The 12,557-nt window shown below is 70.2% G+C and carries 11 protein-coding genes; all 11 read left to right on the top strand.

Annotated elements, in window-relative coordinates; genetic code table 11:
- The first annotated feature begins 18 nt into the window (after nucleotides 1-18).
- Nucleotides 19-639 (top strand): response regulator, encoded by a 621-nt coding sequence (locus AB0B20_RS09210; protein WP_013287522.1) that lies wholly within the window; start codon nucleotides 19-21, stop codon nucleotides 637-639.
- Nucleotides 640-676: 37 nt separating this feature from the next.
- A complete protein-coding gene (locus tag AB0B20_RS09205) occupies nucleotides 677-1,888 on the top strand; it encodes a hypothetical protein (RefSeq protein WP_357469440.1) in 1,212 nt (403 codons plus the stop codon).
- A gap of 257 nt (nucleotides 1,889-2,145) precedes the next feature.
- Nucleotides 2,146-3,306 (top strand): branched-chain amino acid ABC transporter substrate-binding protein, encoded by a 1,161-nt coding sequence (locus tag AB0B20_RS09200; RefSeq protein WP_357380935.1) that lies wholly within the window; start codon nucleotides 2,146-2,148, stop codon nucleotides 3,304-3,306.
- Between the two features lie 105 nt (nucleotides 3,307-3,411).
- Entirely contained in the window at nucleotides 3,412-4,362 is a 951-nt protein-coding gene (locus AB0B20_RS09195) for a branched-chain amino acid ABC transporter permease (RefSeq protein WP_135241219.1), read from the top strand.
- Nucleotides 4,359-5,498, top strand: coding sequence for a branched-chain amino acid ABC transporter permease (locus AB0B20_RS09190; RefSeq protein ID WP_357469437.1), 1,140 nt, complete (start codon nucleotides 4,359-4,361; stop codon nucleotides 5,496-5,498). The genes AB0B20_RS09195 and AB0B20_RS09190 overlap by 4 nt, the downstream gene beginning before the upstream one ends.
- A 55-nt stretch (nucleotides 5,499-5,553) precedes the next feature.
- Nucleotides 5,554-6,336 (top strand): ABC transporter ATP-binding protein, encoded by a 783-nt coding sequence (locus tag AB0B20_RS09185; RefSeq protein WP_357381176.1) that lies wholly within the window; start codon nucleotides 5,554-5,556, stop codon nucleotides 6,334-6,336.
- Nucleotides 6,326-7,036: an ABC transporter ATP-binding protein gene (locus tag AB0B20_RS09180; RefSeq protein ID WP_357469434.1), complete on the top strand. Its 711-nt coding sequence runs from the start codon at nucleotides 6,326-6,328 to the stop codon at nucleotides 7,034-7,036. Before AB0B20_RS09185 ends, AB0B20_RS09180 begins: the two co-directional genes overlap by 11 nt.
- A 32-nt stretch (nucleotides 7,037-7,068) precedes the next feature.
- A complete protein-coding gene (locus AB0B20_RS09175; protein WP_357469432.1) occupies nucleotides 7,069-7,980 on the top strand; it encodes an ABC transporter substrate-binding protein in 912 nt (303 codons plus the stop codon).
- Between the two features lie 2 nt (nucleotides 7,981-7,982).
- Complete coding sequence (locus AB0B20_RS09170) at nucleotides 7,983-8,957, top strand: amino acid ABC transporter permease (RefSeq protein ID WP_357380942.1); 975 nt, start codon at nucleotides 7,983-7,985, stop codon at nucleotides 8,955-8,957.
- Complete coding sequence (locus tag AB0B20_RS09165; RefSeq protein ID WP_357469429.1) at nucleotides 8,954-9,757, top strand: amino acid ABC transporter ATP-binding protein; 804 nt, start codon at nucleotides 8,954-8,956, stop codon at nucleotides 9,755-9,757. The genes AB0B20_RS09170 and AB0B20_RS09165 overlap by 4 nt, the downstream gene beginning before the upstream one ends.
- 72 nt (nucleotides 9,758-9,829) lie before the next feature.
- Entirely contained in the window at nucleotides 9,830-12,529 is a 2,700-nt protein-coding gene (gene polA / locus AB0B20_RS09160) for a DNA polymerase I (protein ID WP_357469426.1), read from the top strand.
- The last annotated feature ends 28 nt before the right edge of the window (nucleotides 12,530-12,557 follow it).

Below are 12,557 nucleotides of genomic sequence, written 5' to 3'. Positions count from 1 at the left end.
CGATGGTGGGAGTGGCTCGTGGGCGAGATGCAGGCGGACGCCGAGCGCAAGCGCGTTCTGATCGCCGAGGACGAGGCGCTCATCCGGCTGGACCTGGCCGAGATGCTCGTCGAAGAGGGCTACGAGGTGGTCGGCGAGGCCGGCGACGGCGAGACCGCCGTCAAGCTCGCCGAGGAACTCAAGCCCGACCTGGTCATCCTCGACATCAAGATGCCGATCATGGACGGGCTGGCCGCCGCCGAGCGGATCGCCGGCGCGCGCATCGCCCCGGTCATCATCCTGACCGCGTTCAGCCAGCGTGACCTGGTGGAGCGGGCACGGGCGGCGGGCGCGATGGCGTACCTGGTCAAGCCGTTCCAGAAGAGCGACCTGGTGCCGGCGGTGGAGATCGCGCTGTCCCGCTACTCGGAGATCGCCGCCCTGGAGTCGGAGGTCGCCGGCCTCACCGACCGGCTGGAGATCCGCAAGACCGTCGAGCGCGCCAAGGGCGCGCTGATGACCACGTACGGCATGACCGAGCCGCAGGCGTTCAAGTGGATCCAGCGCACCGCGATGGACCACCGGATGACCATGAAGGAGGTCGCCGAGCGGATCCTCGCCGAGACCGCCGGCGGCGAGGTGGAGCAGCCCGCCTCCTGACCTCCCCGGGAGGCGTCCGATCGATAGGATCGGATCCATGCTTTCCGCGCGCGTCCGGCCGGTCCTCGTCGCCGCCGCGCTGCTCCTGGCGGCCTGCCACGCCACCCCGCGTCCGCTGCCCGGGCCCGAGCCCGTGCGCCCGCTGTGGCAGCCGGTCGAGCTGGTCCTTCCCGCCGGTGGCGTGGGCCGTTCGGTGCCGCGCGACGTCGCGCGGTGCGCCGGCCGGTGGTACGTCGTGGGCGGGCTGGTCGATCCGGCGGGGGAGACCCGGCCGGCGGCGTGGTCCTCACCGGACGGCGTGACCTGGTCGCCGATTCCGGTGCGCGGGCAGACGTTCTACGGCCGGCAGCATGTGCTCTACGCGGTGGCGTGCCGCGCCGACGGGATGGCGGCCCTGGGCGCGAAGACCGGTGGCGTGCACGGCAATCCGCGTACCGGAACGTGGGTGTGGCGCCCGGGCGGGCCGTTGCGGGAGGTGCCGGCGGCGTTCGAGTTGTTCGGCGGCCCGCGCGCGGTGAGCGCGTCGCGGCTGGCGGCGGGGCCGGCCGGTTGGCTGGTCGCCGGTGCCCGCGCGGACGGTGCGGCCGTGTGGACGTCGCCGGACGCCGAGGGGTTCGCCCTGCGTGCGGGGGTCGCGGAGCTCGCCGGTGACGGCCGGGGCCGGACGGCGGCGTACGACGTGACAGCGGTGGGGCCGGGTTGGCTGGTGGTGGGGTCGTTGCTACCGCCCGGCGGGGCGGCCCGGACGCCGCTGGTGTGGTCCTCGGTGGACGGCCGGGTGTGGCGGCGGGTGCTCCTGCCGGTGCCGGCGGGGGCGGCCGGGGCGGCGGAGCGGGTGGCGTCGGCCGACGGCGGGCCGGTGGTCCTCGGCCCGGTGGGGGACCGCTTCGCGGTGTGGCGGGCGTGCGACGACTGTGGTTCGCGCTCCGCCGGGCCGGCGGGTGTGGGGCAGGGGTGGCGGCGGGTCGGCGGGTTCGGCACGCCGGGCCCGGGGGTTTCGTCGGTGGACGCGCTCGCGGCGTCGGCCGGCCGGCTGGTCGCGGTGACCGGTGACGGGGCCGAGCGACGGCTCTGGATGTCGCGTGACGGGGGCGCGTCGTGGCTTCCGGTGATCACGCCGGTGCCGGTGCCGGACGGGGGCGACGCCGCGCTGGCGGTGGCCGTCCGCGACGACGGGCTGCTCGTGGTCGCCGACGACGGGAAATCATCCCGTGCCTGGTGGGGGGCGTTGCCAGCCGTCGATCGGTAGCGGGTGAAGTGATGTTGGCCCGTTACCAAGGAATAGTCGGTAAAAGCCTTGCCGCGCCTACGGTTCTTACGGCGATCGGCTTGAATCCGCCACCGCGTGTAACGGTTCGGTCAACCCCGCTTTCCAGGTCTTACGCCACCGCCCACGGTGGGATAACGTCCCGGCCCAGACCGGCGACGACGGTCTTGGTTCGTCCACCCCGCAAGGGCCAATCAGCGGCGGGTGGTTCGGATCATGGACGGAGGAGGGTTCGGGCCTTGAGGCAGAAGCTCGCACGCGTGATCGGCGGGGTCGCCATGCTGGCGCTCGTCGCCGGCGGTACCGCTTGTTCCAGCGGCAGCGACGATGAGGGTTCCGGGGGCAGCGCCTGCGGGAGCAAGATCGCTTTCTTCGGCGCGCTGACCGGTAGCTCGGCCGCGCTGGGCATCAATGAGAAGAACGGCGTCAAGGTGGCCGTCGACAAGTACAACAAGGAGAACCCGGACTGCAAGGTCGAGCTGGCCGAGCTCGACTCGCAGGGCAGCCCGGACCAGGCGCCGGGTCTGGCCCAGAAGGCGATCGACGACCCCAAGATCCTCGGCGTCGTGGGCCCGGCCTACTCGGGCGAGTCCGAGGCCGCGGGCCCGCTGTTCAACGAGGCCGGCCTGGTCACCATCACCCCCTCCGCGACCCGTCCGAGCCTCGCCGAGCAGGGCTGGAAGACGTTCTTCCGCGCGGTCGGCAACGACCTGAGCCAGGGTCCCGGCGCCGGCAACTACATCAAGAACGTGATCAAGGCCGACCGGGTCTACGTCATCGACGACCAGTCCGCGTACGGCGCCGGCCTGGCCGACGAGGTCAAGAAGGTTCTCGGCTCCTCGGTCGTGGGCAGCGACAAGGTCCAGGGCGAGGGCAAGCAGACCGAGTTCTCCGGCGTGGTCACCAAGGTCAAGGCCGCCAACGTCAAGGCGATCTTCTACGGCGGCTACTACCAGGAGGCCGGCCTGATCCGCAAGCAGCTCACCGCTGCCGGCGTCACCGCCCCGCTGGTCGCCGGTGACGGCGTGAACGACGGCGCCTACATCACCTCCGCCGGTGCCGCCGCAGCCGAGGGCACCATCCTCACCTGCCCCTGCGCTCCGTCCACCGAGGCGCGTGGCACCTTCATCGCCGACTACAAGGCGCTCAACGGCACCGACCCGGGCACCTACAGCGACACCGCCTACGACGCGGCGAGCATCCTGCTGGCGGGCATCAAGGCCGGCAAGACCACCCGTCCCGGCCTGCTGGAGTTCGTGAAGGGCTACAGCGGCGAGGGCGTTGCCGCCAGCTACAAGTTCGTCGAGGGTGGCGAGCTCGACCCGGCGCAGGTCAAGGTCTGGGCGTTCAAGGTGCAGGGCGGCAAGGTCGTCCCGGACCAGGAGATCCCCAAGTCCTGATCGTTCGATCGCTGGACTGGCGATTGAGTAGTGATCGCGGGTGCGGCCGGGAGCTGGCTCCCGGCCGCACCCTCTTTTTCTCTTGAGCGACGGAGCGTCCCTCCCTTGGACTTCGACGGACTGTTCTCCAACTTCGGGGAACTCACCACGACCGGCTTGACGCAGGGCGCCATCTACGCCCTGGTCGCGCTCGGCTACACGCTTGTGTACGGCGTGCTAAGGCTCATCAACTTCGCCCACTCCGAGGTCTTCATCGCCGGTGCGTTCGCCGCGATCTGGACCTGGAACGGCTTCGGACTCGACCAGAACTCCCAGGTCAGCGGCATCGGCTCGATCCTGTTCTACCTGCTGGTGGCGATGATCGTGGCGGCCATCGCCTCGGCGGGCACCGCGACGGTGATCGAACGGGTGGCGTACCGGCCACTGCGTAAGCGCAACGCGCCGCCGCTGGCGTTCCTCATCACCGCCATCGGCGCCTCGATCGCCATCTCCGAGGCGTTCGGCGTCTACACCCGGCGCCGTCCGGAGGGCGCACCCATCCTGGTCAGCTCGGAGCCGCTGTTCCACGTCGCCGGGGTGCCGATCGACGCGGTGCAGCTGCTCACGATCGGTTCCGCGCTGGTGATGATGTTCGCGCTGGACCAGTTCATCAACCGCAGCCGTACCGGCCGCGGCATCCGGGCGGTGGCCCAGGACGCCAACACGGCGGCGCTGATGGGCGTCAACAAGGACCGCATCATCCTGATGGTCTTCATCGCCGGTGGCACCATGGCCGGCGTCGCGGGCCTGCTCTACGACGTGCGGATCCAGACGCTCACCTACAGCGTCGGCTTCCTGCTGGGCCTCAAGGCGTTCACCGCGGCGGTGCTCGGCGGTATCGGCAACCTGCGCGGCGCGCTCGTCGGCGGGTTGCTGCTCGGCGTCGTGGAGAACTACGCCGCGGGCCTGTTCGGCAGTCAGTGGAAGGACTTCGCCGCGTTCGCGGTGCTCGTCGTGCTGCTGATGTTCCGGCCGACCGGTCTGCTCGGCGAATCACTGGGGAGGGCACGCGCATGACGACCACCATCGACCCGCCGGAGCGGCGGGAGACGGCGGCGGACAAGCTGCGGCAGGGCCGGCACGCGATCTCGGAGCGCTGGCACCACGCGCCCCGCTGGGTGCGCTGGGTGCTGCTCGCGGCGGTGATCGCGTTCTTCTACGCGCTGCCGAACAAGGAGTTCTACCAGTACCTCGGGCCGATCCCGACCCCGGGAGCGAACTTCACCCAGGTGATGTTCACGGTCTCGATCTACGTGCTGCTGGCGGTCGGGCTCAACATCGTGGTCGGCTTCGCCGGCCTGCTCGACCTCGGCTACTTCGGCTTCTTCGCCGTCGGCGCGTACACGGTAGCGGTGCTGACCTCGCCGAGCAGCGACCTCAAGACGCTGTGGCCGTGGCTGGCGGTGGTGCCGATCGCGATCGGCCTGACCATGGTCTCCGGCGTCATGCTCGGCACGCCGACGCTGCGCCTGCGCGGCGACTACCTGGCGCTGGTGACGCTCGGCTTCGCCGAGATGATCCGGATCGCGGCGGTCAGCTCCGAGTTCCTCAAGGGACAGCGCGGCTTCAACCAGATCCCGCACCCGCCCGGCGAGTACGCCGACGGCCGGCCGTGGTTCGGCGTGCTCGACGCCCGCCCGTACTACTGGCTGGTGCTCACGCTGATCATCCTGGTGGTGATCGGGGTGCGGAACCTGACCCACAGCCGGGTCGGCCGGGCCTGGATCTCGATCCGCGAGGACGAGGACGCGGCCCAGCTCATGGGCGTGCCGACGTTCAAGTTCAAGCTGTGGGCGTTCGCCTCCGGCGCGGCCATCGCCGGCCTGGCCGGCGCGCTGTTCGCCGGTAAGCAGAACTTCGTCAACTCGCAGAACTTCGAGCTGCTCAACTCGATCATCATCCTGGCCGCTGTCATCTTCGGCGGCTCGGGCAACATCGTCGGCGCGATCGTCGGCGGTGGCCTGGTGGCGTACATGATCGAGCGGTTCCGTGGCATCGAGCTGTTCGGCATCGAGCTGTACGAGTACCGGTTCCTCTTCTTCGGCCTGGTGCTGGTGATCATGATGATCTTCCGGCCGCAGGGCCTGATCCCGAACCGGCGACGAGCGGCGGAGTTCAAGGACCGCCGCAAGGAGGTGATCGTCGGTGAGTGACACCGAGCAGACCCCGGCCGTTCCGGCCCAGGCGGCGGCCCCCGCCGTCGAGACGGTGAGCGAGCGCGAGCCGTTGCTGGAGGTCGACCACGTCACGCTGCGCTTCGGCGGCGTGGTGGCCCTCAACGACGTGGACTTCACCCTCTACAAGGGGGAGATCCTCGGCCTGATCGGCCCGAACGGCGCCGGCAAGACCACCTGCTTCAACGCGATGACCGGCATCTACCAGCCCACCGAGGGGCAGATCCGGTTCCTGGGCCAGAAGATCAGTGGCAAGAAGCGCCACCAGATCACCCGGATGGGCATGGCCCGTACGTTCCAGAACATCCGGCTCTTCCCGGAGATGACCGCGCTGGAGAACGTCCAGGTCGGCGCGGACGCGCACCACAAGACCAGCGTGATCTCCGCCCTGCTGCGCCTGCCGCGGCACTGGAAGGAGGAGCGCGAGGGCCGGGAGAAGGCCGAGCGCCTGCTGGACTTCGTCGGGATCCGCAACCGCAGGCACGAGTTCGCCCGCAACCTGTCCTACGGCGAGCAGCGCCGGCTGGAGATCGCCCGCGCGCTCGCCACCGACCCGAAGCTGCTCTGCCTGGACGAGCCGGCCGCCGGCTTCAACCCGGCGGAGAAGGAGGAGCTGCTCCAGCTCATCCGGCAGATCCGGGACCAGGGCGTGACGGTGCTGCTGATCGAGCACGACATGCGCCTGGTGATGGGCGTGACCGACCGGATCGTGGTCCTGGAGTTCGGAAAGAAGATCGCCGAAGGGCTGCCCGCCGAGGTGCGGGACAACCCGAAGGTGGTCGCGGCGTACCTGGGGGTGCCGGACGATGCTGCTTGAGATCGAGGACGTGAGCCTGCTCTACGGGCGGATCCAGGCGCTGCACGGCATCAGCCTGACCGTGGACGAGGGGGAGATCGTCGCGCTGATCGGCGCGAACGGCGCCGGCAAGTCCACCACCATGCGGGCGATCTCCGGCATCCGGCCGGTCGCCTCCGGCACGATCAAGTTCGCCGGTGAGGACATCACCAAGCTGCGGGCCGACCTGCGGGTGCGGCGCGGCCTGTGCCAGGCGCCCGAGGGCCGGGGCATCTTCCCCGGCATGTCGGTGCTGGAGAACCTGGACATGGGCGCGTACACCCGGCGGGACAAGGCCGGCATCGCGCAGGACCTGGCCCGGGTGCTGGACCTGTTCCCGCGGCTGGCCGAGCGGCGCAAGCAGGCCGGCGGCACGCTCTCCGGCGGCGAGCAGCAGATGCTCGCGGTCGGCCGGGCGCTGATGAGCCGGCCGAAGCTGCTGCTGCTCGACGAGCCGTCGATGGGTCTCGCGCCGATGCTGATCCAGCAGATCTTCACGATCATCACGGAGATCAACCAGCAGGGCACCACGATCCTGCTGGTGGAGCAGAACGCCCAGCAGGCGCTGGCGCGCGCCCACCGGGCGTACGTGCTGGAGACCGGCCGGATCGTCAAGAGCGGTTCCGGTGCGGACCTGCTGCACGACCCCTCGGTCAAAGAGGCATACCTCGGCGTGGCCTGACCGACCGACCCCTCGCAATAAGGAGTACAGCCATGTTCCACCCCAACCCCGGACGGCGGGCGGCGCTCGGCGTCGCCGGTGCGGCCGTCCTGCTGCTCTCCCTGGCCGCGTGCGGCGAGAAGGAGAACTCGGCCGAGCCGGGCTCCGGCCCGTCGGTGTCCGCCACGGCCGACTCCAACCTGGCCGCGAAGGTGCCGGACGCCATCAAGGCCGACGGCGTGATCAAGGTCGGCACCGACTCGACGTACGCCCCGGCCGAGTTCCTGGATCAGGACGGCAAGACCGTGGTCGGCTTCGACGTCGAGCTGTTCAACGCGGTGGCGCAGAAGCTGGGTCTCAAGGCCGAGTACGAGTCGGCGCCGTTCGACGCGATCCTGCCCGGTGTGGGTTCGGGCAAGTACGAGGTCGGCGTCTCGTCGTTCACCATCAACCCCGACCGGCTCAAGAGCGTCAACATGGTGAGCTACTACTCGGCGGGCACCCAGTGGGCGACCAAGAAGGGCAACCCGGCCGGGGTCGACCCGGAGAACGCCTGCGGCAAGAAGATCGCCGTGCAGGTCGGTACCGTGCAGCTCGACGACATCACCGCACGGTCGAAGAAGTGCACCGACGCCGGCAAGCCGGCCATCAAGATCGACCAGTACCAGGCGCAGAGCGACGCCACCGCCGCCGTGGGCAGCGGCAAGAACGACGCCATGCTGGCCGACTCCCCGGTCGGGGCGTACGCGGTCAAGCAGAGCAACGGCCAGCTTGAGGTGCTCGGCGACATCTACGAGTCGGCGCCGTACGGCTACGCGGTGAACAAGGACCAGCAGGCGTTCGCCGAGGTGCTCAAGGAGGCCGTGCAGGCGGTCATCGCCGACGGCAGCTACAAGGCCGCGCTCGCCAAGTGGGGTGTCGAGGGCGGCGCCATCACCAACGCTGAACTGAACCCGTCGGTCTGACCATGTCGGTCGACACATCCGGACGGGCACGGCCTGAACCGATCAAGGCCGTGCCCGTGCGGCACCCCGGGCGCTGGGTGGGCGTGGCGGTCATCGCCGTGCTGGTCGCGATGTTCGTGCACATGCTGGTCACGAACTCCGCGTTCCAGTGGTCGTTCATGGTGGACGAGATGTTCCGCCCGCCGATCGTCGAAGGCCTGCGCGGCACCATCCTGCTGCTGATCACCTCGATGGCGATCGGCATCGTCCTGGGCGTCGTCATCGCGATCATGCGGCTGTCGCCCAACCCGGTGCTGCGCGGCGTGTCCTGGGTCTACACCTGGTTCTTCCGCGCGGTACCCCGGCTCGTGCTGGCGATCCTCTTCGGCAACCTCGGCATCCTCTGGGCGCGGCTGGAGTTCGGTCTGCCGTTCGACAGGCAGATCGGTGCCCTGTTCGGGCTGCACGACTTCGAGGCCCGGCTGTTCGGGTTCAGCGCGGTCGACATCCTGACCGGTTTCGTCGCCGGCATGCTGGCGCTGGGTCTGTCCGAGGCCGCGTACATGGCCGAGATCGTCCGGGCCGGCATCCAGTCGGTGGACGAGGGGCAGACCGAGGCGGCTCAGGCGCTGGGCATGAGCCGGGCGCAGATCCTGCGGCGGATCGTGCTGCCGCAGGCGATGCGGGTGATCATCCCGCCGACCGGGAACGAGACCATCGCGATGCTGAAGGACACCTCGCTGGTGGCCTTCGTGCCGGTGTCGATGGAGCTGTTCTTCCAGCTCAAGGCCGTCGGTTCCCGGACCTTCCAGCCCTTCCCGATGTACGTCGCCGCGACGTTGTGGTACCTGCTCCTGACCAGCGTCCTGCTGGTCGGGCAGTACTACCTGGAGCGCCACTACTCCAAGGGTGTCGGACGCAGCGGGCGAGCCCGGCAGCGGCTACGGGGTCTGGCCGCCGAGAGCGGCGGCACCACGAGTGGGACGGCGGAATCATGACCGAGGCGACGGTTTCCCCGCAGACGCCGACCGCGGAGTCCGGGCTGATGGTGCGGGCCGAGCAGGTGCACAAGTCGTTCGGGCCGCTGGAGGTGCTCAAGGGTATCGACCTGGAGGTCCGCTCCGGTGAGGTGTGCTGCCTGCTCGGGCCCTCCGGCTCCGGCAAGTCGACGTTCCTGCGCTGCATCAACCACCTGGAGAAGATCGACGCCGGCCGGATCTGGGTGGACGGCGACCTGATCGGCTACCGGGAGCGCGGCGGCAAGCTGTACGAGATGCGGGACAAGGACGTGGCCGCGCAGCGCCGGGCCATCGGCATGGTGTTCCAGCGGTTCAACCTGTTCCCGCACATGACGGTGCTCCAGAACGTCATGGAGGCGCCGGTGCTGCTGCGCCAGGCCAAGAAGGCGGAGGCCCGGGAGCACGCCGCGCAACTGCTGGACCGGGTGGGGCTGGGCGACAAGCTCGGCGCGTACCCCGGTCAGCTCTCCGGCGGCCAGCAGCAGCGGGTGGCGATCGCCCGGGCGCTGGCCATGCGGCCGAAGCTGATGCTGTTCGACGAGCCGACCAGCGCGCTCGACCCGGAGCTGGTGGGCGAGGTGCTGGACACGATGAAGAACCTGGCCCGCGACGGCATGACGATGATCGTGGTGACCCACGAGATCGGCTTCGCCCGGGAGGTGGGCGACCACCTCGTGTTCATGGACGGCGGGGTGGTGGTCGAGCAGGGCGACCCGCGCGAGGTGATCTCGGCGCCGCAGCACGAGCGGACCAAGGCGTTCCTGGCCAAGGTTCTCTGACCTCGGCCTCCGGTGCGGCGCGCGCCGCACCGGAGGCCGGAGTTGTCGGGCGTACGGACTAGAGTCGCAGCCGTGACAGCTACGACGCCGCGCCTGCTCCTCGTCGACGGACATTCCCTGGCATACCGGGCGTTCTTCGCCCTGCCGGTGGAGAACTTCTCCACCACCACGGGGCAGCCGACAAACGCCGTCTACGGCTTCACCTCGATGCTGATCAACGTGCTGCGCGACGAGCAGCCCACGCACATCGTGGTGGCATTCGACGTCTCCCGCCGTTCCTTCCGCACCGAGAAATACTCCGAGTACAAGGCCGGCCGCAGCGAGACCCCCACCGACTTCAAGGGTCAGGTCAGCCTGGTCAAGGAGGTCCTGGCCGCGCTGCGCGTGCCGGTGGTCGAGAAGGAGGGCTACGAGGCGGACGACGTCATCGCCACGCTCGCCTGCCAGGCCCGCGACCAGGGCATGGACGTGCTGATCTCCACCGGCGACCGGGACGCGTTCCAGCTCGTCGGCGAGCACGTGACCGTGCTCTACCCGCGCAAGGGCGTCTCCGACCTGGCCCGGATGGACCCGGCCGCCATCGAGGCGAAGTACGGCGTCACCCCGGACCGCTACCGCGACCTGGCCGCGCTGGTCGGCGAGACCAGCGACAACCTGCCCGGTGTGCCCGGCGTCGGCCCGAAGACCGCCGCCAAGTGGATCAACCTGTACGGCGGCGTCGAGGGCGTGGTGGCCCGGGCCGACGAGATCAAGGGCAAGGCCGGTGACAGCCTGCGCGAGCGGCTCGCCGACGTGATCCGCAACTACGAGATCAACTGCCTGGTCTCCGACCTGGAGCTGCCGGTCCGCCCCGAGGACGCCCGCTGGCAGGGCTGGGACCGCGAGGCGGTGCACCAGGTCTTCGACACGCTCCAGTTCCGCATCCTGCGCGACCGGCTCTACCAATACCTGGAGGCGGTCGAGCCCGAGGCCGAGGCGGGCTTCGAGCTGGCCGGCGAGGTGCTCACCGAGCCGGGCGCGCTCGCCGGCTGGCTCGACACGCACGCCCCGGCGGGCGCGCCGGTCGGCCTGGCGGTCACGCTCGACACCGGTCCCAACCGCCGGCACACCGCCACGGTCACAGCGATGGCGCTGGCCACCGCGGCCGGCGCCGGCGCCTGGTTCGACCCGAGCCGCCTGGACGCCGGTGACGAGGCCGCGCTGGCCGGGTGGCTGGCCGACGCCGAGCGCCCGAAGGTGCTGCACGACAGCAAGCCGGCCGTGCTGGCGTTCGCCGCGCACGGCTGGGAGCTGCGGGGCATCGCCCGCGACACCCAGATCGCCGCCTACCTGGCCCGCCCCGACCAGCGCTCGTACGACCTGACCGACCTGGCGCTGCGCTACCTGCACCGCGAGCTGCGCGTCGACGCGCCGGAGAGCGGGCAGCTCACCCTCGACGGGCTCGGCGACGAGGGCGTGGCCGAGCAGAACCTCATGCTCCAGGCCCGCGCCACGCTCGACCTGGCCGACGCGATCGACGCCGAGCTGTCCCGCGACGGCGAGCAGTCGGCCCGGCTGATGGCCGGTGTGGAGCTGCCGCTGATGCGGGTGCTCGCCACGATGGAGCGCACCGGCATCGCCGCCGACACCGACTACCTCTCGGAGCTGGAGGCGCACTTCGCCGCCGAGGTGAAGGCCGCCGCCCAGGGCGCGTACGAGGTGGTCGGCCGGGAGTTCAACCTGGGTTCGCCGAAGCAGTTGCAGGAGATCCTCTTCACCGAGCTGGGCCTGCCCAAGACCAAGCGGATCAAGACCGGCTACACCACTGACGCCGACGCGCTCCAGTGGCTGTTCGCGCAGACCGAGCACCCGCTGCTGCATCACCTGCTGCGCCACCGCGACGTCGCGAAGCTCAAGTCGACTGTCGACGGGCTGCTCAAGTCCGTCTCCGACGACGGCCGGATCCACACCACGTTCAACCAGACCGTGGCGGCGACCGGGCGGCTGTCCTCCACCGAGCCGAACCTCCAGAACATCCCGATCCGCACCGAGGAGGGGCGGCGGATCCGCCGCGCGTTCGTCGTCGGCGAGGGCTACGAGTGCCTGCTCACCGCCGACTACAGCCAGATCGAGATGCGGATCATGGCGCACCTGTCCTCGGACGACGCGCTGATCGAGGCGTTCAACTCCGGGCACGACTTCCACGCCGCCACGGCCTCGTCGGTCTTCGCCGTCGAGGTCGGTGACGTCACCGCCGACCAGCGCCGCAAGATCAAGGCGATGAACTACGGCCTGGCGTACGGGCTCAGCGCGTTCGGCCTGTCCCAGCAGCTCGGCATCAGCGCCGAGGAGGCGCGCGGGCTGATGGAGAACTACTTCGCCGGGTTCGGCGGGGTCCGCGACTACCTCCAGGAGGTCGTGGCACGGGCCCGCCAGGACGGCTACACCTCCACCATCCTGGGCCGCCGCCGCTACCTGCCCGACCTGGTCAGCGACAACCGGCAGCGCCGGGAGATGGCCGAGCGGATGGCGCTCAACGCCCCGATCCAGGGTTCGGCGGCCGACATCATCAAGGTCGCCATGCTGCACGTCGACGGCGCGCTGCGCGACGCCGGTCTGCGCTCCCGGATGCTGTTGCAGGTGCACGACGAACTGGTCTTCGAGGTCGCCCCGGGCGAGCGCGAGGCGCTGGAGGCGCTGGTGCGCAAGGAGATGGGCGAGGCGTACCCGCTGTCGGTGCCGCTGGAGGTGTCGGTCGGCGAGGGCCACGACTGGAACAGCGCCGACCACTGACCCCGTCCCCCCCCCCCCCCCCCCCCCC

The organism is Micromonospora sp. NPDC049151 (genome assembly GCF_040648395.1).
Taxonomy (GTDB): Bacteria; Actinomycetota; Actinomycetes; order Mycobacteriales; family Micromonosporaceae; genus Micromonospora.
Note: the sequence above shows the minus strand (reverse complement) of the source record. Positions and strands in the feature narration are given on the sequence as shown.

Bases quoted from the DNA above. Each gene is read 5' to 3' on its own strand.
- AB0B20_RS09205 (WP_357469440.1), top strand. From the start codon at position 677: ATGCTTTCCGCGCGCGTCCGGCCGGTCCTCGTCGCCGCCGCGCTGCTC.
- AB0B20_RS09175 (WP_357469432.1), top strand. From the start codon at position 7,069: ATGTTCCACCCCAACCCCGGACGGCGGGCGGCGCTCGGCGTCGCCGGT.
- AB0B20_RS09170 (WP_357380942.1), top strand. From the start codon at position 7,983: ATGTCGGTCGACACATCCGGACGGGCACGGCCTGAACCGATCAAGGCC.
- AB0B20_RS09180 (WP_357469434.1), top strand. From the start codon at position 6,326: ATGCTGCTTGAGATCGAGGACGTGAGCCTGCTCTACGGGCGGATCCAG.
- AB0B20_RS09190 (WP_357469437.1), top strand. From the start codon at position 4,359: ATGACGACCACCATCGACCCGCCGGAGCGGCGGGAGACGGCGGCGGAC.
- AB0B20_RS09165 (WP_357469429.1), top strand. From the start codon at position 8,954: ATGACCGAGGCGACGGTTTCCCCGCAGACGCCGACCGCGGAGTCCGGG.